The sequence below is a fragment of the Undibacterium sp. Rencai35W genome (assembly GCF_049340185.1).
Lineage (GTDB): Bacteria > Pseudomonadota > Gammaproteobacteria > Burkholderiales > Burkholderiaceae_D > Undibacterium.
Window position 1 is genome coordinate 687,953 of record NZ_JBMPPC010000001.1, and the last position, 23,651, is coordinate 711,603.

19 protein-coding genes are annotated in these 23,651 nt (G+C 48.1%); 10 read left to right on the forward strand and 9 right to left on the reverse strand.

What is annotated here, in order from left to right:
- The first annotated feature begins 269 nt into the window (after window positions 1–269).
- Together ACO0K3_RS03090 and ACO0K3_RS03095 are read left to right on the forward strand one after the other, a co-directional pair.
- Window positions 270–812 (forward strand): sterol desaturase family protein, encoded by a 543-nt coding sequence (locus tag ACO0K3_RS03090; protein WP_422981777.1) that lies wholly within the window; start codon window positions 270–272, stop codon window positions 810–812.
- A 90-nt stretch (window positions 813–902) separates the two neighbouring features.
- Window positions 903–1,094: a hypothetical protein gene (locus ACO0K3_RS03095; RefSeq protein ID WP_422981779.1), complete on the forward strand. Its 192-nt coding sequence runs from the start codon at window positions 903–905 to the stop codon at window positions 1,092–1,094.
- Window positions 1,095–1,126: 32 nt separating this feature from the next.
- On the opposite strand, the gene fumC is transcribed toward ACO0K3_RS03095, so the two are convergent.
- The 5 genes from fumC to ACO0K3_RS03120 form a co-directional block, all read right to left on the reverse strand.
- The gene (gene fumC, locus ACO0K3_RS03100) at window positions 1,127–2,512 is read right to left on the reverse strand and encodes a class II fumarate hydratase (RefSeq protein WP_422981781.1); all 1,386 of its coding nucleotides are present in this window, start codon (window positions 2,510–2,512) and stop codon (window positions 1,127–1,129) included.
- Between the two features lie 43 nt (window positions 2,513–2,555).
- Entirely contained in the window at window positions 2,556–3,149 is a 594-nt protein-coding gene (locus ACO0K3_RS03105) for a DUF938 domain-containing protein (RefSeq protein ID WP_422981783.1), read from the reverse strand.
- Window positions 3,146–3,406, reverse strand: coding sequence for a GIY-YIG nuclease family protein (locus ACO0K3_RS03110; protein WP_422981785.1), 261 nt, complete (start codon window positions 3,404–3,406; stop codon window positions 3,146–3,148). Before ACO0K3_RS03110 ends, ACO0K3_RS03105 begins: the two co-directional genes overlap by 4 nt.
- A 2-nt stretch (window positions 3,407–3,408) precedes the next feature.
- Window positions 3,409–4,533: a DUF2855 family protein gene (locus ACO0K3_RS03115; protein ID WP_422981787.1), complete on the reverse strand. Its 1,125-nt coding sequence runs from the start codon at window positions 4,531–4,533 to the stop codon at window positions 3,409–3,411.
- Window positions 4,534–4,792: 259 nt separating this feature from the next.
- The gene (locus ACO0K3_RS03120) at window positions 4,793–5,266 is read right to left on the reverse strand and encodes a ProQ/FINO family protein (protein ID WP_422981789.1); all 474 of its coding nucleotides are present in this window, start codon (window positions 5,264–5,266) and stop codon (window positions 4,793–4,795) included.
- Window positions 5,267–5,380: 114 nt separating this feature from the next.
- Here ACO0K3_RS03120 and ACO0K3_RS03125 point away from each other — a divergent pair, with 114 nt between their 5' ends.
- From ACO0K3_RS03125 to ACO0K3_RS03145, 5 genes are all read left to right on the forward strand, one after another.
- Complete coding sequence (locus ACO0K3_RS03125; protein WP_422981791.1) at window positions 5,381–6,028, forward strand: DsbA family oxidoreductase; 648 nt, start codon at window positions 5,381–5,383, stop codon at window positions 6,026–6,028.
- 19 nt (window positions 6,029–6,047) lie between these two features.
- Window positions 6,048–7,406, forward strand: coding sequence for a chromate efflux transporter (chrA, locus tag ACO0K3_RS03130; RefSeq protein WP_422981793.1), 1,359 nt, complete (start codon window positions 6,048–6,050; stop codon window positions 7,404–7,406).
- Window positions 7,407–7,600: 194 nt separating this feature from the next.
- Window positions 7,601–11,626, forward strand: a complete 4,026-nt coding sequence (locus ACO0K3_RS03135; RefSeq protein WP_422982107.1) for a Pls/PosA family non-ribosomal peptide synthetase — start codon at window positions 7,601–7,603, stop codon at window positions 11,624–11,626.
- A gap of 18 nt (window positions 11,627–11,644) precedes the next feature.
- Window positions 11,645–12,289, forward strand: coding sequence for a 4'-phosphopantetheinyl transferase family protein (locus ACO0K3_RS03140; protein ID WP_422981795.1), 645 nt, complete (start codon window positions 11,645–11,647; stop codon window positions 12,287–12,289).
- A 98-nt stretch (window positions 12,290–12,387) separates the two neighbouring features.
- On the forward strand, window positions 12,388–12,990 hold the full coding sequence (locus ACO0K3_RS03145; protein ID WP_422981797.1) for a hypothetical protein: 603 nt from the start codon (window positions 12,388–12,390) through the stop codon (window positions 12,988–12,990).
- An 85-nt stretch (window positions 12,991–13,075) separates the two neighbouring features.
- On the opposite strand, the gene ACO0K3_RS03150 is transcribed toward ACO0K3_RS03145, so the two are convergent.
- Window positions 13,076–13,303, reverse strand: coding sequence for a hypothetical protein (locus tag ACO0K3_RS03150; protein WP_422981799.1), 228 nt, complete (start codon window positions 13,301–13,303; stop codon window positions 13,076–13,078).
- A gap of 291 nt (window positions 13,304–13,594) precedes the next feature.
- Between ACO0K3_RS03150 and imuA the strand changes: the two genes are divergently transcribed.
- From imuA to ACO0K3_RS03165, 3 genes are read left to right on the forward strand one after another with little or no spacing between them, the layout of a single operon-like run.
- Window positions 13,595–14,332 carry a translesion DNA synthesis-associated protein ImuA gene (imuA, locus tag ACO0K3_RS03155; protein WP_422981801.1) on the forward strand — a complete coding sequence of 246 codons (738 nt, stop codon included), beginning with the start codon at window positions 13,595–13,597 and terminating at the stop codon, window positions 14,330–14,332.
- Entirely contained in the window at window positions 14,253–15,794 is a 1,542-nt protein-coding gene (locus ACO0K3_RS03160) for a Y-family DNA polymerase (RefSeq protein WP_422981803.1), read from the forward strand. The genes imuA and ACO0K3_RS03160 overlap by 80 nt, the downstream gene beginning before the upstream one ends.
- A gap of 6 nt (window positions 15,795–15,800) precedes the next feature.
- Complete coding sequence (locus ACO0K3_RS03165; RefSeq protein WP_422981805.1) at window positions 15,801–19,031, forward strand: error-prone DNA polymerase; 3,231 nt, start codon at window positions 15,801–15,803, stop codon at window positions 19,029–19,031.
- Window positions 19,032–19,144: 113 nt separating this feature from the next.
- On the opposite strand, the gene ACO0K3_RS03170 is transcribed toward ACO0K3_RS03165, so the two are convergent.
- The 3 genes from ACO0K3_RS03170 to ACO0K3_RS03180 all read right to left on the reverse strand — a co-directional run bounded on the left by ACO0K3_RS03170 (window position 19,145) and on the right by ACO0K3_RS03180 (window position 23,188).
- Window positions 19,145–19,726: a hypothetical protein gene (locus tag ACO0K3_RS03170; RefSeq protein ID WP_422981807.1), complete on the reverse strand. Its 582-nt coding sequence runs from the start codon at window positions 19,724–19,726 to the stop codon at window positions 19,145–19,147.
- Between the two features lie 362 nt (window positions 19,727–20,088).
- Complete coding sequence (locus ACO0K3_RS03175) at window positions 20,089–21,390, reverse strand: AAA-associated domain-containing protein (protein WP_422981809.1); 1,302 nt, start codon at window positions 21,388–21,390, stop codon at window positions 20,089–20,091.
- Between the two features lie 64 nt (window positions 21,391–21,454).
- On the reverse strand, window positions 21,455–23,188 hold the full coding sequence (locus ACO0K3_RS03180; protein WP_422982109.1) for an ABC transporter permease: 1,734 nt from the start codon (window positions 23,186–23,188) through the stop codon (window positions 21,455–21,457).
- Window positions 23,189–23,651 lie beyond the last annotated feature (463 nt).

A 23,651-nucleotide genomic window follows, 5' to 3' on the forward strand; every position in this document is an offset into this window, starting at 1 on the left:
AGCCCGAAGGCTGCTGAAAATTTACTAAGGAGACGTTCACATGTCTGGGCAAATGGTAGCGTTGATTTATGACAACTTGATGAAGAGACCAGCATTTACCTCAGGTAATTCCGCATCATTTTCATCAATTTGATGAACGTTCCTGTCGTTACGTAGCCTTGAATTAATATAGTGTTCGCTATCGTACAGACGCAAATTTGGCGACTGCTTATTCTGATCGGTATGAATAAGATCACTCCGGCAGGCGAGTGATTACCACAAGGATACTCATGCGGATTTTTAGTTTCGAGCACAGCAAGATAGCCTATCGCGCTGATTTTGCGCTTTACCTGATCGCGTCAGCGATTCTGGCAATTTGTCTTATAACGTTTGGGCCACAAGACCAAACGTTATCAATGACATGCTATGTGCTATCGGGGATCGTCAGCTGGACTTTAATTGAGTATGTATTACATCGCTTTGTATTACATGGCCTCAAGCCGTTTAGCCAATGGCATGCAGAACATCATCGACATCCAGATGCATTGATCTGTACGCCAACGATCATTAGCGCAGCACTTATTATTGGATTAGTTTTTTTACCGATGCTCGTTTTAAGCGACATATGGAGCGCTTGTGCACTAACATTTGGCCTGCTCACCGGTTACCTTGTCTATACCATTACCCATCATGCTATTCATCACTGGCATGTCCGTGGCTCATGGCTTGAATATCGAATTTATTTCCATGCGATACATCACAGCCGACAAACACATCGTGGCAATTTTGGCGTTACCAGCTCTTTTTGGGATCAGGTTTTTCGTACCAAATAGATAGTCCAGACAGCCATTATTTGCTTTTGAAATTTATATGAATAACTTAACGCGATTACATCTTTAAAAATTAATTCGGAGTACTCACCCATGTTCTATAAAAAACCTTATCTCGAACATTTTGAATTAGTCGCTGTAAATCGCATTTATGTACTCGAAAAAATGTCAGCCGATGATGTTGAAGTTCGGTTTGAACTAGCCGATGGCACAACACTGAACCGGATTTATACCATCATTGAATATAGTGAGCTAATGATCCGTCCACCACGAGTGATCATCTGAATTGATAAACTTACTTGCAACTAGATAACTTATTAAATCATGTCTTCAGGACGTACCCATTCATCAAATTGCTCTGCACTGACATATCCAAGAGCAACTGCTGCTACTTTCAGTGTTGTGCCGTGGTGATGTGCATATTTAGCGATCTCTGCTGAGCGATCATAGCCAATATGTGGATTCAACGCTGTCACCAGCATCAAGGAATCTGTTAATAAACTTTTGATGCGCGCCGTATTAGGTTCGATACCCTGAGCGCAGTGCAGGTCAAAACTTGTCATGATATCGGTCAGCAGGCGAACGCTTTGCAAGGCATTATGGATGATCAGCGGCTTAAACACATTCAGCTCAAAATTCCCCATTGAACCGCCGATGCTCAATGCCACATCATTACCCATCACCTGACAACATACCATTGTCATCGCTTCACATTGCGTCGGATTAACTTTGCCTGGCATGATAGAACTACCTGGCTCATTCTCGGGAATACTCAACTCTCCTAACCCGCTACGCGGCCCGGATGCCAGCCAGCGTACATCATTTGCAATTTTCATTAACGCAACTGCTAAGGTTTTTAATGTGCCATGTGTGTTGACCAGGGCGTCATGCGATGCCAGTGCAGCAAACCTATTTTTTGCTACAACAAAATCTAGTTGTGTTACCCGTTTTAATTCGGCAGCAACACGCGCTCCGAACTCTGGATGAGTATTGAGTCCAGTTCCAACCGCTGTACCACCTACTGCCAGCTCGCAAAGTGCCGACAAACTTGATTGAATCATAGCTTCTGCCTGCTGCAGTTGAGCACACCAACCAGAAATTTCCTGTCCCAGACTTAGCGGCGTTGCATCTTGCAAATGGGTGCGTCCGATCTTGATAATATCGGCAAAGGCTTTTGCTTTGATATCAAGGGTCGCACGCAATCGACGAAGAGATGGCAACAGTAACGCCACAATTTGACTACAGGCAGCAACATGCATCGCTGTGGGAAAAATATCGTTCGATGACTGGCCCAGATTCACATGATCGTTCGGATGCACTAAACGCTTAATCCCTCTGACTCCACCTAACAACTCGGAAGCACGGTTCGCCAGCACTTCATTCATGTTCATATTAGTCTGGGTGCCGGAACCGGTCTGCCACACAGACAAAGGAAAGGCCTCGGGATAGGCTCCACTTATTATCTCGTCCGCAGCTTGCACTATCGCCTTCATCATGTCGACATTGAGGAAACCTAAATCATGATTAGCTAAAGCACAGGAGCGCTTGACTAGCGCCAGTGCCATTAACAAGGGATGTGGCATGCGCTCAGTTGAAATCGCAAAATACAATAAGGATCGTTGAGTTTGCGCGCCCCACAATGCTTTTTCCGGAACCTGAATATCACCAAAAGAATCATGCTCAATTCTGTAAAGATCAGTCATGGCAGGTCCTTTTTTTGATAATCGGTGTCAGAAATGGATGACTTCACTGTAACTCGAAAACCAATAAACGGTTATTCGCAGGCATCACATAATCATGCCGACGATCTAATCCATATTGATTCGCCAGAGCGTCAATTTTTTCACTGTCGCGTATTCCCATATGGTCGGCTTGTGATCTGAGAGAAGCATCAAATTGTTGATTACTCTCGCTGGTAAAGCGTCCCTCATAATTGAACGGACCGTAGATACAAAACAAGCCACCCGGGTTCAATAACTGGGATACGCCGGCAAACATCATCTCGACTTCTTGCCAAGCCATAATATGGCAAGTGTTTGCGGTAAACACGGCATCAAAGGTCTGTTCCGGCCATTTCGACGTTGCGACATCGAGAGTGTAAGGAGGTTTCACATTACCTAACTCAGTCTCAGCCTGCCAGGCCAGGATACTAGGGTGATAGTCAACACGATCGCTACACTGCCATATGAGATGCGGCATTTGCGCACCGAAGTACACGGCATGCTGCCCCGTTCCACTGCCGATCTCAAGCAGGTTTTTACTTTGCGTCAGCAAGGGTTTCAATACATTCAAGATGGGCGCCGCATTCCGCTCACATGCCGGTGAAAACAATTTCGTCATAGCTGTTCTGTCATTTCCTGTTGACACAATGCACGTTTTTTCTGAGCCGTGAGTTGCTTGATCGCGTACTCTGCCTTGGATGCAGCAGAACGATTCTCGTGTTCGAACACCGCCAGTATCTGTGTTGGCGGATGTGATTTTGTATAGCGGGCGCCTTTACCCATGCAGTGCGCTGCATAGCGTTTTTCTACATCAGTGGCAATACCAGTATAAATACTACCGTCATTGCATTCCAGCAAATAGACAAACCATGACATCTTTATTCCGATACCGATAAGATATGTCCTTGATCCGGACGGCTGCGCCCCTCCAGCATATCAAGATAGACCTGCTTAACTGCACGATGTCCACGACGGTGGGTAATGTTCATCCAGCCAGCCAACGGAGTAAGGAATTTTGTCCAGGCAGCGGTGTAGCGCGACATGACTCCGGCCATTCCCCATTCCGCCGCACGCTTCTTGATCTGTGCAGGAGCAAAGAACAATGTCGGTCTGGCACCTGGCAATCTACCCTCGCCTTCACGCTGATCCCAGTGAGTACCGCCTACGGCACAAGAGTACGTTAAATTATCTTGGAAATGATGATGCAATGTACTACGCACTTTGGCATTGCCAGACATATCGACGTAGACCACAGGTAGCACTGCTGATAAGGAGTCAATCTGATCGTAAGAAATCACACGGTGATAACAGCCCAGACTTTCAGTAAACTTGATATTGCCAGGGGATGTTAAACCAATGACTTCGCATTGTTCCGCTCTCCGCTGAGCCAATAAAAAAGCTAATCCATAGGCAGTTTTACTAGAAGCGCTTGATAAAATAACCGTACGGGCGCCGAAGAATTGATTGTCCTCTAAAAAATCGTCAATCATAAAAGAGGTCATGAACAATGGTCGTAACAGTGCAATCTCGTGTTCGCGTGCGGCTACATAGCCGGGATCATGCGCAGTGGCCAGATATTGGTTATACAGAGGGTGTAAAGCTTGTCTGTGCGCTACGGCATCAACAAATCCACTGTTGTTAATACGGTCTGGCTGCATCAGCACATAATCCGACATCGGGAAATAGCCGTAATAGCGCTGGCCTACTGGTATCGCCTCATTACGCGATTGCACAACATCACCAAAACCCCATACAGGAATGCGTCCCCAACCTTCCTTTGCCGGAAAAAAATCCCAATAATGCATCGCGTCTCCAAACGCTGCATAAGTCACGTTGTTCGAGGTAAATGCAAACTGGTCGATACGGATCAGTATCTGTCCCTCTTCAAGGGGCGACTCGGCATGTACGCTGGATTCGACAAATTCAACCTGATGTAAATCATCTTTTCGAACCACAAAATCAAATGCATGTCTGGCAAGTGAGTGTTGGCTGGCTATCGTCATGGAATCTCCTATTTTAGAATTTTGCTTTGTCTATATTAAGCGAATCTTAGGCAAATTTTGCAGTGATCGTAATGAGTCAATCAAAACTATGAAGATGCACGCCAAATCAAATCGCCCATGCCTCCGGATGGAGAGATGGGCGATTTGATTAATTTGATTAATTTGATTAATTTGATTAAACAAATTGTTGGTATTTTTCTTAATATCAATATGCGTATTAGGAAAAATATCGATTTCCAAAAAGGAAATCCGTAACTACTTAGCTACGAGCAAATTTAGCAGCAAGCTGGTTCAGTTTATCCTGATGCTGACGCGCTGCTTCCGCTTCTTGTTTTTGATTTTTTTCTGCCTGGAATTTTGCTTTGCGCGCATCCGCATTTTTCTTGGAGCGCTCTTTCAAGATGCCAGCGGCGTGAGTACGATGTACCTCAGTGACATCATCGACTTCTTTACCCTCAAGATCCACACGTTTTTGCGCCTTAGAGACATTAAACAAGTAACGAACTGAATTCGTATGAATACCCAAAGCGATACGTAATATCTTACGATCAAGCTCAGGCATTTTTTGTTGTAACTGTTTATCTATACCAATTGCCAGAGGCAAGTGCTCATCAAAGACGGAGAAATCTGTTTGCAACTGTTTGATGAGCTTGCGAGCAAGTTGATTAGGTGTCGCTACTGGCGCGGTTGAGCTGACTGGCGTCTCAATTGCCGTGTTATTCGGTGTGGTCATGAAAATAATCTGATATGGTTACTATTGCAGGTCGCAGAATATCATGCGTAAGACCGATTGGGATACATACAAACCATGATGTGTCGCTGATCCACTTCAATTAAGCAAATAATTATGAGCAAACACATCAAAATTGACTTTGTTTCTGACGTTTCCTGTCCATGGTGCATTATCGGACTTAAATCGCTGGAAACCGCTATATCGAGACTCGGCAGCGAAGTCACCACCGAAATTCACTTTCAGCCCTTTGAGCTGAATCCACAGATGCCTGCCGAAGGGCAGGATATCAACGAGCATCTGGCACAAAAATATGGTGCAACCGAGGAACAATCAGCGCGCAACCGGGAAGCAATTCGTGCTCGTGGCGCAGCAGAGGGTTTTACTTTCGGTATGGATAAAAGAGCGCGGATTTACAACACCTTTGATGCACATCGTCTGCTGCACTGGGCAGGAATCGAGGGCAAGCAAGTGGCTTTGAAGCATGCCCTGTTCGGCGCGTATTTTACCGATGGAGAAAATCCCAGCGATCACGAAACACTGATTCGTATCGCAGAGAAAGTCGACTTAGATACTGTCAGTGCCCGTGCCATCTTAAACTCTGACTTTTATGCCAGTGATGTCCGCGCTCAGGAGTATTTTTATCATCAGCAAGGTATTAATTCGGTACCTGCGGTGATTATTAACGACAAACATCTGATCTCTGGCGGTCAGACATCCGACGTTTTTGAACAGGCATTGCGTCAGATTATCGCGATGGCTTAAAAATTAAGGAGCCAAATCATTGGACTATCCTGAACTACCTGTGAATGCCAATGAAATTGATCTGCCTTTGCCTGTGAGTTTTTGGCATGCATTTAAATTCTGGCTGAAGCTCGGGTTCATTAGCTTCGGCGGCCCCGCCGGGCAGATCTCCATCATGCATCAGGAACTTGTTGAAAATCGTCGTTGGATTAGTGAACGGCGGTTTTTGCACGCCTTAAATTACTGCATGGTACTGCCTGGACCTGAGGCTCAGCAACTCGCAACCTATATCGGCTGGCTGATGCATAGAACCTGGGGTGGCGTAGTTGCAGGAGTTTTATTTATACTGCCGTCGCTTTTCATTTTGATTGGCTTGTCCTGGATTTATGTGGCGTTTGGTAATTTGCCTCTGGTCGCTGGTTTGTTTTATGGGATTAAACCCGCAGTAACGGCGATTGTCTTGCAGGCAGCACATAGGATAGGATCGCGCGCCTTAAAGAATAAAATTTTATGGGGTATTGCTGCAGCCTCTTTTGTCGCGATCTTCGGGCTCAACACACCTTTCCCCCTGATCGTCATGAGTGCCGCACTCATTGGCTATCTTGGCGGACGATACCTGCCTGATTTTTTTCAAACTGGCGGAGGACATGCTGCGGCAAAGCGACCATTGAGGCCTGTCCTGATTGACGACGATACACCAACGCCGCCACACGCAACATTTAGCTGGTTCCGCCTGAGTAAAGTCCTGTTTGTAGGTGCCGTTTTGTGGCTGCTACCCATAGGTTGGTTATGGCGTCAATTAGGTTGGGAGCATGCTTACACACAAATGGCATGGTTTTTTACCAAAGCCGCATTACTGACATTTGGCGGCGCCTATGCCGTTTTGCCCTATGTTTATCAAGGAGCGGTAGAACACTATGGCTGGCTTAGCCCTGCGCAAATGATGGATGGACTGGCCTTAGGTGAGACGACACCGGGACCACTCATCATGATCGTGGCATATGTGGGATTCATCGGTGCTTATCTGCAGCAGTTAGTGGGACCAGAGTTCCCCTTTCTGGCAGGTGCGCTGGGCGCTGGCCTGGTGACCTGGTTCACTTTTTTGCCTTCCTTTATTTTCATTCTGGCTGGCGGCCCCTTAATCGAGTCCACTCACAATGACTTAAAACTCACGGCACCATTGACCGCTATTACGGCAGCGGTAGTTGGTGTAATCTTAAATCTAGCGATATTTTTTGGTTATCACGTGCTCTGGCCAAAAGGAATCCAGGGAGCTTTTGACTGGATTGTCGCACTTATTGCTTTAGCGGCGGCGATTGCCCTTTTTAAATACAAGCAAAACCTTATTCATGTCATTGCAGCCTGCGCCCTGTTCGGCTTATTGATCCGCTATGTTTAAGCCTATATGACGATCAAATGTATTAAGGGGCCAATTCTCTGCGTACACATTCAGGTAATCGTACAAATTGTCACGTTTTTGTCTCTGACGAGTGATAAACTGTACAACAAGAAGATTATAAAAATTCAAACTACTTCACCCTTAATTTTGCATTGCGATTTATGCCTGAGCACCGTATCACTGAAGCATCTGACATGATCAATGTCAATCCCATTCCTGACAATGATCCTATTTCCGCCATTCTTTACGGCAGCGACGCACCCGAATTAATTCGTCAAGAAACTCTGGCAGATTTGCTGGAGGCGACAGCACACAGGTCACCCGACCAGGTTGCACTTCAGTTTGCGAATGAGCGGATGACCTATCGCGAATTAAATACCAGAGCCGATATCGTCGCCTCACATCTGATCAGTGCAGGTGTCAGACCGGGACATATTCTGGGTTTATGGCTACCTCGCGGCATTGAACTGCTGGTATTGCAAGCCGGAATCGCAAAATCAGGCGCGGCATGGCTACCATTTGACATCGATGTGCCCGTTGAGAGAATCGCGATTTGTCTTGAGGACGCAAAGGCATTTGGTATTCTCACTAGTGATACACAATCCGGGCAGCTTAGCGAGCTAAGCTGTGCCGTCTGGACTGACATTCAATTATCGCAGATCCCGCAAGAGGGATTGCAGCAACGGTTCGGTACCACGCCCGGTGATCCTGCGTATGTAATTTACACCTCAGGATCAACCGGCAAGCCTAAAGGCATCTCGATTACACAAGGCAGCATCTGCCATTTTCTGCGTAGCGAAAATCAGGTGCTTGGCATTACGCAAAATGATCGCGTTTATCAGGGGTTTTCTGTCGCCTTTGATATGTCGTTTGAAGAAATTTGGATAAGTTATCTGGTTGGAGCAAGCTTATGGATTGCGCCCAAAGAGGTGGCGGTTGATCCTGAAGCACTACCGCAGGCCCTGATCGATCATCACGTTACGGTATTACATGCCGTACCCACTTTGCTAGCCCTGTTTGCCATTGATGTACCTGGCTTGCGCATTATCAATCTCGGCGGCGAGATGTGTCCGGAGAGCTTGGTCGCAAAATGGTCTAAACCTGGCCGGCAGATGTTCAATACCTATGGCCCGACTGAAGCTACCGTTTCAGCGAGCCTGGCAAGACTACAGGCAAATCAGCCAGTGACGATTGGTCATCCTTTACCCAATTATGGTTTGCTCGTCATTGATGCCGACGTTGAAAAAGGTATCCGGCTATTGCCTCGCGGTGAAACAGGTGAGTTATGTATTTTTGGCCCCGGTGTCTCGGATGGCTATCTAGGCAGACCAGATTTAACGGCCGAAAAATTCATCTCTAATCCATGGGCCAGACAAGATATCGATGCGCGTCTATATCGCACCGGTGATCTTGCCCGTATCGGTGAAGACGGCTCTGTGCAATGTCTGGGACGTGCCGATGATCAGGTGAAAATACGTGGTTTCAGAGTTGAGCTAGGTGAAATTGAAGCCGTGCTGGCGCAACAGCCAGGTGTTGGTACGGTCGCCGTTATTCTGCGTTCTGAACAAGGTGTAGATCAGCTGATCGCCTTCATCGTTAACGATACAAGCAAAGAACTCAGTAAAGAAATCAGTATTGCGAACTTACGCCATGCGTTACTGGCAGTCTTGCCATCCTATATGGTACCGACGCGCTTTGAGTTTTTAAACGAGATGCCTCGCCTCACCTCAGGCAAAATCGATAGAAAAACCTTGAAAGCAACGCCTCTTAGCGTAGCTGTCAACTCAGCAGAATCGGATATTCCCGACAATCCAGCCGAAGAAGTTTTATTCGCTGCATTAACTAAGTTATTTCCCGGGCAAGCGATACGTCGCGAAGCAGATTTCTTCTCTGAACTAGGGGGACATTCTTTGATGGCAGCTCGCCTGGTGTCCTTGCTGCGTGCAGATGCCCGCTTTGCTTATTTCAAAATCAGTGACATCTATCAATCAAGACAAGTCGGTGCGATTGCCGCCGTTATGCTGGCTGGTGCGATTACGACAACCAGTGCCCATATTGCCTGGACTCAGCCATCGGATGTGAAGCGCTGGGTTTGTGGTATCGCGCAGGCTGCGATGATTCCATTCCTGGTTGCGATGCGGATGGTGCAATGGCTGGCCCCCTTCTTTGCCTATCACTTCTTTACCGGTGAGCCTGGCGACTCGATTGTGCGTGCGACGCTGTTATCGGTTGCGGCCTTCCTGTTGCTGACCTTGCTGGAGTTTGCGATTGCCATCGCAGGTAAATGGCTCATCGCAGGACGCTTAAAACCGGGTCAGTATCCGTTATGGGGGCTGACTTATTACCGCTGGTGGCTGGCGGACCGTCTGGTCGAGGCTGCGCCGACGTATATGTTGAGTGGCTCCTCGATGTATGCGTGGTGGTTGCGGGCTTTAGGTGCCAAAATCGGCAAGGATGTGAATATCGGCTCAATGACCTTGCGCTCACCGGATTTATTACAGATTGGTGATGGCGTCAGTATCGGCAATGCCTGTAATTTTGAAAACGCCAGAGTACAGCATGGTGAGCTTCGTCTAGGTCAGATTACCCTCGCGAATGAAGCCTATGTCGGCTCTTATTCTGTGCTTGAAGGTGGTACATCACTTGGTGAATTTGCCCATCTTGAAGGACAGTCAGCACTCAGCGAAGGTCAATCAGTCCCGGCTAACAGAGTATGGCGCGGCTCACCGGCCGCAGATGCCGGTGCCTTTGACCACGCATCGCAGCCACCGCGTCCTGAGGTCTCGACTCTGCGCTTCTTTAGTGAGGCCATTTTTTTTATTATGGGTAGTTTGCTCATTACCGCTTTATTTTTTCTGCCAGTGTTTCCAAGTTTTATTACGATAGACTGGATCGACAATATCGATGGTTTAGCTTGGTTGCAAAACACAAGTCTCTCGTTTCAACTCGTTAAATATTTCATCCTCGCGTTTCCGGCTACGGCCGTATTGATTGTCTGCACCGCCTTACTTTCTGCGGGTATACGCTGGAGTATTTTGCCTAAATTAAAACCTGGCAGTTATCCCGTACATGGCAATACCTACTGCGGTAAATGGCTGGTGAACCAGATTCAGGAATCTAGCCTGAACGTCTTGCACGGGGTATATGCCACGGTCTATGCGCCTTACTGGTATCGCTTACTTGGCGCAAAAGTCGGGCGTGGTGCTGAAATCTCCACGGCTCTCGGCGTGGTACCGGATATGCTGACGCTGGGCGACGAGACGTTTATTGCCGATGCCGTGTTGCTGGGTGATGAGGAGATTGATGGCGGCTGGATGAGCATGCAACCGACCATCATTTCGCGACGCAGCTTTGTCGGCAATGGCGCCTACATTCCCGATGGCACGATCCTGCCTGAGAATGTACTGATCGGCGTCCATACTAGTGCGCCAAAGAATAGTCAGATGCATGAAGGTGATACCTGGCTGGGTTCCCCTCCCATCCATTTACCTGCACGTGAGGAAGTAAAAGGCTTTCCTGAAGAACTTACCTTCCACCCTTCCCTTATGCGCAGGCTAGGTCGCGGACTGATTGAAGCATTCAGAATTATTGCACCGCATGCGATGGTCATTGCCGTTGGCTATACGATCGTATTAGATCTCATGCCACTGGCAGGTGATGATCGCTGGGATGAAGTCGCTTATTATTTATCTATTGCTGGATTGTGGTACGGCATCGGCAGTTTTGGCTTCGTTCTGGTACTCAAATGGGTCTTCATTTTCCGCTATAAAAAAAGTAGCGTACCAATGTGGACATCCTTTGTCTGGCTGTCTGAAGGTATTACGAATTTATATGAAGGTATCGCTGTTCCTAACTTCATGCGTTATCTGCGTGGCACACCTTGGTTGCCGTTGGCGTTCAGATTACTGGGTTGTAAAATCGGACGCGGTGTTTATCTTGATACGACAGATATTACTGAATTTGATTGTGCCAGCATCGGTGCTTATAGCGAAATTAACGCTCTTTGTTGCCCGCAAACCCATCTGTTTGAAGATCGCGTCATGAAGATCGATGAAGTGATCATCGGTGAGCGCGTTTATATGGGGCCGCGAAGTTCGGTACTTTACAGCGCAGTTGTCGGTGATGATGCGCAGCTTGGTGCTCTGACGCTGGTCATGAAGGGAGAATTTATTCCCGCAAAATCCAGCTGGCGCGGTTGCCCTGCCGCAATCGCGAACTAGTTCATCGCTACCAAAGTAATGCCTGCCTCATTACTTCTCACGCCAATACCGGTACCTATACCGGTATTTTATTCGCCTGAGCACTTGGAAGAAGCAAGTACCGCATTGCGATTAAACGGGTATGTCGTCATAGCCATCTCTACTGGCAATACCCAAGATCGTACAATAGCAAGACAACAAATACGGTCTGCAATCATTACCTTGATTCAGCAATGCTATCAAATCGACAGACGCGACATTGAGATTGCGGCATCATCCGGCACAGCGCCCCGACTCTTTTTTTCAGGTCATGAAGCTGCTTTATCGATCAGTCATGAAGCAGGCTTATCATTAGCGGCAATTTGCCTGGACTCCAGCGTCGGTATCGACCTGCTCAACACCAAGAGTTTGGCTAAAGAGTCATTTGAATGGCAAGATATCGCGAGTATTTATCTGGACCCGGATCGCCACCAGATGATACGCAGCCTGACGCCTCAACAACAGCGACTGAGCTTTGTACAAGAATGGACTAGGCTCGAAGCTCGCTATAAATGTGCGGGTATGGCATTAAGCGAATGGTCAGATACGGTTGCTACCGGGCGGCATATCAAGTTACAAACCATGTCTGCGTACCAGCTTGATTTGCCCGAGAATTATTGTGGCAGCATCGCTTTTTCCGCATAGACAACCGCATTCACGAATAAGGTTTAGGATAGAAGCGTTTGCAAAAATCCTTTAACCGAGAAATCCAGCGCTAAGCCCTTGCCAGCTACGATAAAGTAATGGCCAGGTATTACAACGTGTGGCAAAACTCTACAAAAACGCGATGCGTCTGGCATGCGTTTGAATCTCAACAAAACCTAACGCTTGCCATGAAACTATCACGCCTCCTTGCCAGCAGTCTCATCTCAATCATTGCCTTGAGTTTGACGTCCTGCGTCAGTTACGGTCTGAGTAGCGTAAAAACTGGGCAAACAGAACAGGAAGTCGTACTTGAACTAGGTAAGCCAACACATATTTATCAAGACGGCGACCAGCATCTATGGGAATACATGCGTGGCAGAATGGCGCAGGCAACTCATATAGCCCGCTTCGATCATGACGGGCGGCTTATTTCATATGAACAAGTACTGACTTTGCAAAAATTTGCTGAAATCACAGTAGGTTCCATGGATAAAAATGCGGTCATCAAGCTCATTGGTGCTCCCGGAGAAACAGCTTATTACCCGCGTGTAGCGCTTGAAGCCTGGTCTTACCCATACAAGGAAAGCGGTGTCTGGAATTCCTTGATGACCGTTTATTTTGATCAGTCGGGGATTGTCAAAAAATTAGAAAATGGACCAGATCCATTATTTGACCCAAGCGAACGCAGACTTCGTTTTTGATCATCCAGATATCTCAAAACACGACGAAATACCAGTAACCACTATTTACCTTATCCAGCATTTAGGAAGCTTAGAAACAACCGAATTACCATCTGGCCTTAGAAAAGATAATGAGCCATTTACGGAACAGCAAAAGTTCCAGATGACCCGCCTCGATACCGGTAGAAAAATCCATCAAAGGATTGACATGGTAGTAGCGTCGGCGGAAATCACGACATACAAAAATCTCACGACTACCCAAGCGCATTAAAAATGAAGTTGGTGCGACTTGCAGGCTAAATTGTCCGTCAAATGAATTGTCAAGGTGTGCCATGTTGAATCATATCCCAATCAGTAAATGAATAAATCCGATGAATAAGTTTGATCTGTACGTCTCGTTCAATAACTTATCGACTAAATAAATCTCTTAACTCTTCTGAGCCACAACATTTGCCAATACAACTCAATACAAGACACTGCAAATGGATGCCACAAAACATACTTTATCACAAAATACTGTATATGCAATCAGTATTTTATTTATTTTCGTATTTTCCTAAGCTATTGAAAAATAAGCGCTTTAAATATTATACTGAATATATATACAGTATTTATTGAAGCCTCTATGTTTACCGACTCTCCCGATCACATTCATCCTTCCTTATGGCGCGCCTCGCAACTAGCCAGTAGCACGACGGCCTGTATCAACAGCACTTTTCCGAGTTTATCGAAAGAATTACCCGGCGGTGGCTGGCCTCGCGGCTCATTAAATGAATTACTACTCAAGCAGTATGGAAGCGCTGAATTGCGTCTTTTGCAGCCGGCTCTGGCACAGCTCCTGCAATCAGATGAGCGCACCATTGTGCTGATACGACCACCACATCAGCCACAATTATTAGCCCTGCACGCCTACGGAATTCCGCTGAAACAATGTCTCTGGATACACTGTAAAAGACCAGGCGATGCCTTATGGGCGGCAGAACAGGTCTTGCGCAGCGGCAGTTGCGCGGCACTTTTAATCTGGCAAACACATATCCGCAATGAGGCTCTGAGACGATTACATCTGGCAGCACAAAGCGGAGATACCGTTTTTTTTATGATGCGGCCCAGCACCTGTGCAGAGATGCCCTCACCGGCACCTTTGCGCTTGCATCTCACGCCGGTGATTGATGGCATACAGATTCAATTCATTAAACGGCGCGGTGTCCAGCGAGAACAGCCTTTGTTATTGGCGCTACCGTCCTTGTTTTCACATTTACCTATTTCGCCTGTTGAGGCATTGAATGAAACCTCTATGGATCGCACTACATCTGCCTTTGTTGCAGCTCGAAGTATTTCGCCCGAACTGGCGCATTACTCCTGATGGGACTGAGGTCGTACTGGAACAAAATCGTATCAGTTGCGCATCCTGCAGCGCGCTGGCAGCAGGTGCTCAGCACGCCATGAAAAAAGCCAGCGTACAAATGCTGTTACCAGACGTCATGCTTTATACGCGTCAGCCAGTTTTAGAGCAGCGATGTCTGGAGCAAGTGGCGATAGCCTTACTGCAATACACACCACAAGTTACCCATGCGGCGCATGACTGCCTGCTGATGGAGGTCGGCGCTAGTCTGCGACTGTTTGGTGGCATACACCGCTTATGCCATCTGATACGACACAGCATGCGCGTCATGGGGATCAGCATCTCTTTGAGTTGTGCTCCAACCGCAATGGGTGCGTGGCTTCTGGCCCGCAGCACAATGATGGGAACATCTCATCTGCAAAAAACGCGCACTTTGAAGCGTGTTTTAAAACTAAAAAAACTTCAACAAAGTCTGGATCAATTACCTGTCGCCCTGCTACCCGAAGCACAGCCCTGGCTAGAATGGTTGCACGGCATCGCTTGCACTACGCTGGGATCTCTGCAAACGCTGCCTCGCGCCGGACTCAAGCGGCGCTGTGGCACACAAATTCTTGATCTTATGGATCAGGCATATGGTCATCAAGCCGCATTGTTTGAATGGATCTCGGTCCCGCTGCAATTCCGGAGCCACACGGAATTACCCGACAGAATTGAACATGCAGAAATGATTCTGGCGTTCATTCATAGTCTGCTCATGCAACTGATGGGCTGGCTGGCAGTCAAGCAACTCGCCGTATCGCAAATTGATCTGTACCTCGACCATGAACGCGGTCGTCAGGCAATGGCACCGACGCATCTCAATCTCAAGCTGGCAGAACCCGTCTGGCGTGAAGATCATTTGCTCAGATTGCTAAAAGAAAGACTCGCAATAACCTGCCTTCACGCGCCGGCGATTGCCGTCAGCCTTGTAGCAAGCCAGGTGCAGGCAAGACAGGTGGCAAATGCCACCCTCTTTCCAGAGCCCAAAGCGTATGCAGAAGACCATCACCGGTTACTGGAACTATTGGTCGCACGGCTGGGCGATGATCAGGTACTGCAAGCCGCACCGCAAGAGGACCACCGGCCAGAAGTCGCCAATACCTGGGTCTCAGTCGTCCATGCACAAAAGAAAAACACCTCAAAGTCACAACCCTTGTCGACACGAATACCCAATATACCCAATCAGGCAGCGCGTCCGGTCTGGTTATTTGAGAAGGCACTTCCCCTGACGATCCGTCATCACCGACCGTATTACCATGCCCCCTTAAAACTATTATCTGGCGCCGAGCGGATAGAAGCTGGCTGGTGGAACGGACAACTCGTGACCCGCGACTATTTTATTGCTGAAAACCCTGGTCATGTTCGTTACTGGATTTATAGAGAGCGTCTGGGCGAGCAGTCAGATACTGGTGCCAGCTGGTTTGTGCATGGTTTATTTGGATAAAACATCATGCAGACAACACCTCCGTTCAATCCGGCGCCAGCCTATGCCTTGCCTGAGTATGCCGAATTATTTTGCCAGTCCAATTTCAGTTTTTTGCATGGTGCTTCGCATGCAGAAGAACTGGCGCAGCGGTCAGCGCAGCTCGCTTACAAGGCGTTGGCGATTACGGATGAATGTTCACTTGCGGGTGTCGTACGCGCTCATGTTGCTGTTAAAGATACCGCGCTGCATCTGATTATCGGATCGTATTTTCAGCTAACCGATACGACTGGGCCTGATGCAGAAGATGTGGCGGATACGCATATTCCTGCGCCAGCACTGATCGCTCTGGCTCAAAACCGTGAGGGCTACGGCAACTTGTCCGAACTCATCACAATGGCGCGAACCCGCATTAGTAAAGGTAGTTACCTGATGACAAAGGAAGACTTTAGTCATCCGCCAGCAGAATACGCCCACCTGCAAGGCTTGCCAGATTGCTTAATCCTGCTGGTTCCTGACTATCCGGCGAACCCAGATACGCTGGCGAAGCAAGCTGCGTGGGTGAAAAAAACCTTTCCGCAGCGTGTCTGGATCAGTCTCACTTTGTTATATCAGGCCATGGATGATATACATCGCCACACTGTTACCTCGATTGCCCGTCAATACCAGCTACCGGTCGTGGCAACTGGCAATGTCTGTATGCATGTACGTTCCCGCAAACCATTACAAGACGTATTGACCGCAATCAGGCTCAGCCGGCCCGTTGCCGAATGCGGCTATGCACTTGCACCGAATGCAGAACAGCATTTGCGGTCACGACTACGACTAGCGAATATTTATCCGGCAACGGCATTAGCAGAGTCTGTCAAAATAGCCAGCCTATGCCAATTTTCCCTCAAGGAATTGCGCTACGAATATCCCGAAGAGCTCGTCCCCAAAGGTCATACGCCAGCAACTTATCTCAAGCAAGAAGTCGCACTCGGCGCCGCAACTCGCTTCCCTCATGGGGTATCGGACAAAGTCGCAAAACGCATCGACTACGAATTACATCTGATTAATGACCTGGCTTATGAGCCGTACTTTCTGACGGTCTATGACATCGTCCGGTATGCACGTTCAATCAAGATTCTTTGCCAGGGGCGGGGTTCGGCAGCGAACTCTGTCGTCTGTTACTGCCTTGGCATCACCGAAGTTGATCCTGATAGCAGCACGATGTTGTTTGAGCGTTTTTTGTCCAAAGAACGTAACGAACCACCCGATATTGATGTGGACTTTGAACATCAGCGACGTGAAGAAGTGATTCAATATATCTATAAAAAATATGGCAGAGACCGCACGGCGATTGCGGCTGCGGTACATACCATACGTTCACGTGGCGCTTTACGTGAAGTAGGCAAAGCACTCGGTGTTGATCTGGAACTGGTGGATACGGTCGCCAAATCGCATCGCTGGTTTGACGGGAAGCAGGATTTATTACTGCGTTTTGCTGAAAACGGCTTAGATCCTGAAGGCCCCGTCGCACAACAATGGGCAAGTCTGGCCAGTCAGTTGCGCGGCTTCCCACGTCACCTGTCCCAGCACACTGGCGGCTTCATCATCTCGCGCGACAAATTATCGCGACTGGTACCGATAGAGAATGCCGCGATGAAAGATCGCTCCGTCATTGAATGGGATAAAGACGATCTGGAATCCTTAGGTTTGCTAAAAGTTGATGTGCTGGCACTCGGCATGTTGTCGGCGCTGAAGCGTGCATTGGTATTGATGTCCAGCCTGCCTGGCCGCCCCAGTCGTTTGCAAGATATCCCGCGTGAAGATCCGGTCACTTACGACATGATTTGCAAAGCCGATACGGTCGGTGTATTTCAAATTGAATCACGTGCGCAAATGAGTATGCTGCCTCGTTTACGGCCCAGAGTATTTTATGATCTTGTAGTTCAGGTCGCGATCGTCAGACCCGGGCCGATACAAGGCGGGATGGTGCATCCGTATTTACAACGCAGAAAAAACCGTGAAGCCGTCAGTTATCCAAAGGAAGAACTCAGAGAAGCATTAGGCAGAACCTTGGGAATTCCGATTTTTCAGGAACAGGTCATGCAAATTGCCGTAATCGCTGCCGAGTTCACGCTGGGCGAAGCTGATGAGTTAAGACGTGCCATGGCAGCCTGGAAGCGTAAAGGCGGTCTGCAGCGTTATCATGACCGCATCGTGAAGACGATGGTCAGGCGTGGTTATGAAGAAGAATTTGCGGAAGCAATTTTTCAACAGATGCTGGGCTTTGGTGAATATGGCTTTCCTGAAAGTCATTCCAGCAGTTTTGCCTCGCTTGCCTATGCCAGCAGCTGGATCAAGTGTCATGAACCTGCCGTATTTTTATGTGCCTTACTGAACTCTCAACCAATGGGATTTTATTCCCCGTCGCAGTTGATACAAGATGCCAGGCGACATCAGGTTACGGTTCTGGCGATTGACATCAATATCAGTGAATGGGACTCCACTTTAGAAGCGAATACCCACGGTACTCGCAGTATCAACCCGTATAACAACACAGAGCAAGCAGCAGTCAGGCTGGGCTTCTCTCTGCTATCCGGTATATCGGCAGAGACCGCAACACGCATCACCCAAGCGCGCAAGCAGCTTGTCTTCAGCGACGTCAACGACCTCGCGCGCCGGGCGCAATTGAGCCGGCAGGATCTGCAGGTACTGGCGGCCAGCAATGCCTTGGCCGTCTTGTCAGGACATCGCCGGCAAGCCTTGTGGCAAGCAGCAGGCGCTGTGCCAGATAAGGATTTGTTACGCGTCGTCAGCGTTGCCGAACAGATGCCACCGCTGACCGCCCCCACCGAAAGTCAGGAAATTGTCAGTGACTACCGGGCAATGGGACTCAGCTTACAGCGTCATCCGGTTGCACTGCTAAGGCAACAACTGCTCGCCAAGCGCTTCTTACCGGCGGAGATGCTCAATACCTTTCAGCAAGGTCAGTTTGCACGAGGCTGCGGCATCGTTACGGTACGACAACGACCGGGTACAGCGAATGGCGTTTTGTTTATCACCATCGAAGACGAGACTGGACCAGTCAATGTGATTATCTGGCCAAGCCTGGTAGAAAAGCAGCGTCGTGAAGTACTCAATGCACCGCTACTCGGCGTCTACGGCATCTGGCAATGCGAAGGAGAGGTCCGTCATCTGGTCGCCAAGCGTCTGGTCGATATGTCCCATCTGCTGGGATCGCTGCAAACGGGAAGTCGGGATTTTTGTTGAATTACTGTTGAACTACGTCAGATGTGTACGAGGCATACATCGATGATTTTTACGAATAAAATTACTTGCTCCCTGCTTGCTGTCCAAACAGACGCCAGGCAGAGAGTAAAAAATCACTTGAGTTTAGTGATCACTTTAAATTGTCGATACTCACCAATTTTAGGATCAAAGATATCTTTATTCTCATATTGCACTTCCACTGTCTTACCTACCAGGGTTTGATAAATTGTTGGCAAATCCATCGTGGTTTGCACTGGTCCTAGCCAATATAGTTTCGTTGTTTTACCTTCGCCATCTTTGAGGAAGAAAACTGCGAAATTATCTTTTTCAATTTTGGTGATCGTACCATTCAGCATATCGGCATCTGCTTGTTTGTCAGCATTCGCCATCGCCATCACAGTTTTAGGACATTGTGTTGCCATCCTCATGCCAACGATCGCGCCGATTTTTTCGCCGTTTTTATCGAGTTGATAAAAATCGAGATTGAATTCTTTTTTGAATTTTTCTTTATCGTCTTTCGAAAAAGCTTCCAACATGCAAAAGCCCATTTGCATCTTCAAGTTTCTCTTATCGGCATTACTTGGAATTTTGTCGATACACGCACAAGATTTGCTTGTAACGACATCTAAGTAATCCTCGGCAAAACAGGTGCTTACGCTAAATAGTAAAACGCAAAAGGAAAGAATTTTTTTCATAAAAATGAGAAGGTAAATGACACGGTGGAGGATAGTTTATGCGAGCAAAAACAAAGGTAATCGACATCAGAAGTCAACCAATGACTATGGATATGATGTGGCCTATTTTACAACAATTTGATGTCAATCCTATATTTTTCGCATTGCAGCGCATAGTCTGAAACAAGGCAAGAGCACATATACTCCCCATATTTTTATAAAAAATAGCCTTATTACCGCAATATCTATATAGGCAATGAAAATATACTAGAAGGGAGTATATTCATATGTCGAATGAAGGTCTCAATATTACATCGTACCGCCAAAAGAAATTGAGCACTCGATACCACATCAATTCAGAAGCTTGCCAACCAAAAACCAGGTCAGCCCTCTTCCGGCTCAGGCAAGGTCAATCGTCCTGTGTGGTAATCATACTCATAGACTTCACCATAACGTCCCCACTCAATCGCGATTTCCAGCACGCGCTTGGCTTCATCAGCTTTCAAGAATTCAGATAGTAGTTCGAGGAAAGGTTCTTCCGGCAAACTTCCGTTCGTTTCCTGCTCCAGATTGCGGCGTATATGCGATGCCAGCGGTACATGCGTCAGCAACTGTTGACCAAACAATTCTTGCTTCTGCGCCTGATCGGCTTCGACATAACGATGACCTAATGGCGTCAAACTGATATCGCCTTTCTCGATCACTGCCAGGCCTAATAAGCCCAGAGCTTCGTAGGTCGGGAACAGGTCTTCATCGGAAATTTCTGCTTCCTCTGACAACTGTGGCAAGTCGGCACGTCCGTTGAACGGTGCATCGGCAAGCAAATCAAGTACGCCTTCGATACGACTGACATCGGTTTCTGGCAAGCGGTATCCCAGATGTTTGGAAATTGGTACGCCGGTCACGGTTTCTTGCGCATGACGCATAGTCATCAGGCCGTACACTTCATCGATCAAGGCGCGGACTTCGACCGACTCGACATCGCGCGGGCGAGGCAAATCGATCTTGACCTCGCAGCGTATACTGCCAGGATCGCTGGACAGAATGATGATGCGATCTGCCATCATCACGGCCTCTTCGATATTGTGCGATACGATCAAAATACCTTTGGTCGGAATACGACTTTCTTCCCATAACTCCAGCATATCGTTACGCAGGGTTTCGCCCGTCAGCACGTCAAGAGCGGAGAATGCCTCATCCATGAGCAAGATATCCGGATTGGTCACCAGCGCACGGGCAATGCCGACACGCTGCTTCATCCCGCCGGACAATTCGCGCGGCAAGGCGCCGCCAAAACCAGCGAGGCCAATCAACTCCAGTACGGCATCGGCACGCATTTCGCGCTCGTCAGACGGCACACCCTGCGCTTCCAGGCCGAGCTCGACATTCTGCTGCACGGTCAGCCATGGGAATAAGGCGAAAGACTGAAACACCATCGCGATGCCGGCAACAGGACCAAAAATCGGTTTATCGCGATAATCCACCTTGCCATGATCGGCGGGAATCAAGCCTGCCATGATACGTAATAAGGTTGATTTTCCCGAGCCGGACTTACCCAGCAAGGCGACGATCTCGCCCTCTTTCAATTCAAAATCTACCTTGTCCAGCACAAGGCGCGCGGTACCATCCGCAGCACGAAACGATTTGGCAACGTCCTTGAGGTCGATCAATAATTTTTGCGTCATTTTTTATTCTCCACATGCGGCCTGGCGCACCATCAGCAGTTGTGCCACGGCCTTTCATCCGCCGTTAGCGGCTACGGTCTTCGGCCAGCAAATATAGTTTGCGCCAGAAAAAGCGATTTAATAACATCACGAAGATACACATCACGCCGATACCCAAGGCGATACGGTGAAAATCTCCCGCCTCCGTCATTTGCTTGATATAGCTACCCAAACCATCCGCGACTAAGGTCGTCTTACCCCAGGTCACATATTCCGCGACGATACTCGCATTCCAGGAACCACCGCTGGCAGTAATTGCGCCAGTGATGTAACTAGGAAAAACTGCTGGCAAATACACGCGTTTCCATTTCAGCCAGCCTTTTAAACCCAGATTGTCCGCCGCCAGACGCAGCTCATTCGGAATGGTTGAGGCACCAGCGACCACATTAAACAAGATGTACCACTGCGTACCAAATACCATTAAAGGGCTGAGCCAGATATTCGGCGTCAAATCAAAACTGACCATCGCAAACACCACGATAGGAAACATCAGATTAACTGGAAAAGCAGCCAGAAACTGTGCTACTGCCTGCACCTTTTGCGAGTACTGCGGACGCAAACCTATCCAGACAGCAATCGGCACCCATACCAGCGAAGCGAGACCAATCAAGAGCATTACCCTGACCAGAGTAATCAGGCCCAGACCAACAACATGCAAGGCTTCTGACCAGCCAACATCACTATGGATAAAAATCAATAAGCGATACGCCGCCAGCAAGGAGGCAAGTATCAGGAAACCATCCCAAACTTTATTCCAATACGAAGGTATATTTCGCTCCTTCGCCTTGGAAGACGTACCGTCATACCGCACGCTAAACCAGCCCAGCGCGCGGCTTAGCAATTTCCACAAATTCGCAGACCATTCGCGGAACCAATAGCTATTACGCATCCAGTCCAGCAGCCATGACTGTTGCGCGGTGTCGCCCTGACTTTCTTCAAAGCGAAACTTGTCCGCCCACGCCAGCAGAGGACGGAAAAATAACTGGTCATATAGCAGAATCCCCGTCAGCATCGCGGCAATCGCCCACGCAATCGCCGTGCCATTTTTCGCTTCGATCGCCACCGCAATATAGGAGCCGATGCCAGGCAATTTAATATCCTGACCGGCGACCGAAATGGCCTCTGCCGCGACCAGAAAAAACCAGCCTCCCGACATCGACATCATCATATTCCAGAGCAAACCTGGCATCGCAAACGGCAACTCTAGGCGCCAGAAGCGCTGCCAGCCAGACAGCCTGAAAATCCTTGCGGCTTCATTCAATTCCGATGGCACATTGCGGATTGATTGATACAAGCTGAAGGCCATATTCCAGGCTTGCGAAGTAAAGATCGCAAAAATCGCAGCACACTCGACTCCAAGCAAATCACCGGAGAATAAAGCAATAAAAGGAGCAATCGCAATCGCCTGAAAACCAAGAATCGGGACCGATTGCAAGATGTCCAATAATGGAATCATGAATTTTTCAGCGGCGGCATATTTCACTGCTATCGCAGCGAATACCAGACTGAACAAAAGTGAAAAAGCCAGCGCAGTGAACATACGCAGAATGGTACGCAGCAGGTAATAAGGCAGATAGCTGGGGTCCAGCGAAACCTGTAGCACTTCACCGACCACGAAGGGGCGACTCATTTGCATTGCTGCAAAGCCAAAGGCCATCAACAGTGCCAGCACCAGCGGCAACAAAGCCCAGTCCCAGCGATTTGGCCCTTTACCCTGAGCCAGAGATGGCCGTTTTTGAGGATTAAACAATTCGAACAAACTACCTCCCAGACCGATCAGCATCGGTCATCAAGAACAAACGCGCATCATCTAATCGACTAGCCTCAAGCAAATGGCATAAGAAGCAAGTAAATCAAATGTCATTCTTCTGAACTAAGCTTTCGCTAAGACTGCTAAAGCTTAGGTAAAACTTACATAAAACGCTGGTAACCGTTAGTGACTAAGAGCGCCGTTCATGTTGAACAACACAAGATAGCTGCCTGCAGATCTGGTTTTACGTAGTCCTGTGAACTACATACAGAATTGACATTTCAGCGTGATGACACGCAACAATTTGGGGATAAGTAGAGAAGAGATTAGTCTGAATTCACAATAATATTAAAGCTGAATTCGAAACTATTGACATCACTACTTGCCATGCATTTGGCAAAGTAGCGACAGGAGTTCTGCAGTTACAGTGCCAAGGTGTGGTCGATATAAGATCGACTACTATAACTATCCA

Coding starts and splice junctions, on each gene's coding strand:
- ACO0K3_RS03090 (WP_422981777.1), top strand. CDS start 270: ATGCGGATTTTTAGTTTCGAGCACAGCAAGATAGCCTATCGCGCTGAT.
- ACO0K3_RS03095 (WP_422981779.1), top strand. CDS start 903: ATGTTCTATAAAAAACCTTATCTCGAACATTTTGAATTAGTCGCTGTA.
- fumC (WP_422981781.1), bottom strand. CDS start 2,512: ATGACTGATCTTTACAGAATTGAGCATGATTCTTTTGGTGATATTCAG.
- ACO0K3_RS03105 (WP_422981783.1), bottom strand. CDS start 3,149: ATGACGAAATTGTTTTCACCGGCATGTGAGCGGAATGCGGCGCCCATC.
- ACO0K3_RS03110 (WP_422981785.1), bottom strand. CDS start 3,406: ATGTCATGGTTTGTCTATTTGCTGGAATGCAATGACGGTAGTATTTAT.
- ACO0K3_RS03115 (WP_422981787.1), bottom strand. CDS start 4,533: ATGACGATAGCCAGCCAACACTCACTTGCCAGACATGCATTTGATTTT.
- ACO0K3_RS03120 (WP_422981789.1), bottom strand. CDS start 5,266: ATGACCACACCGAATAACACGGCAATTGAGACGCCAGTCAGCTCAACC.
- ACO0K3_RS03125 (WP_422981791.1), top strand. CDS start 5,381: ATGAGCAAACACATCAAAATTGACTTTGTTTCTGACGTTTCCTGTCCA.
- ACO0K3_RS03135 (WP_422982107.1), top strand. CDS start 7,601: ATGATCAATGTCAATCCCATTCCTGACAATGATCCTATTTCCGCCATT.
- ACO0K3_RS03140 (WP_422981795.1), top strand. CDS start 11,645: ATGCCTGCCTCATTACTTCTCACGCCAATACCGGTACCTATACCGGTA.
- ACO0K3_RS03145 (WP_422981797.1), top strand. CDS start 12,388: ATGGCCAGGTATTACAACGTGTGGCAAAACTCTACAAAAACGCGATGC.
- ACO0K3_RS03150 (WP_422981799.1), bottom strand. CDS start 13,303: ATGGCACACCTTGACAATTCATTTGACGGACAATTTAGCCTGCAAGTC.
- imuA (WP_422981801.1), top strand. CDS start 13,595: ATGTTTACCGACTCTCCCGATCACATTCATCCTTCCTTATGGCGCGCC.
- ACO0K3_RS03160 (WP_422981803.1), top strand. CDS start 14,253: ATGAAACCTCTATGGATCGCACTACATCTGCCTTTGTTGCAGCTCGAA.
- ACO0K3_RS03165 (WP_422981805.1), top strand. CDS start 15,801: ATGCAGACAACACCTCCGTTCAATCCGGCGCCAGCCTATGCCTTGCCT.
- ACO0K3_RS03170 (WP_422981807.1), bottom strand. CDS start 19,726: ATGAAAAAAATTCTTTCCTTTTGCGTTTTACTATTTAGCGTAAGCACC.
- ACO0K3_RS03175 (WP_422981809.1), bottom strand. CDS start 21,390: ATGACGCAAAAATTATTGATCGACCTCAAGGACGTTGCCAAATCGTTT.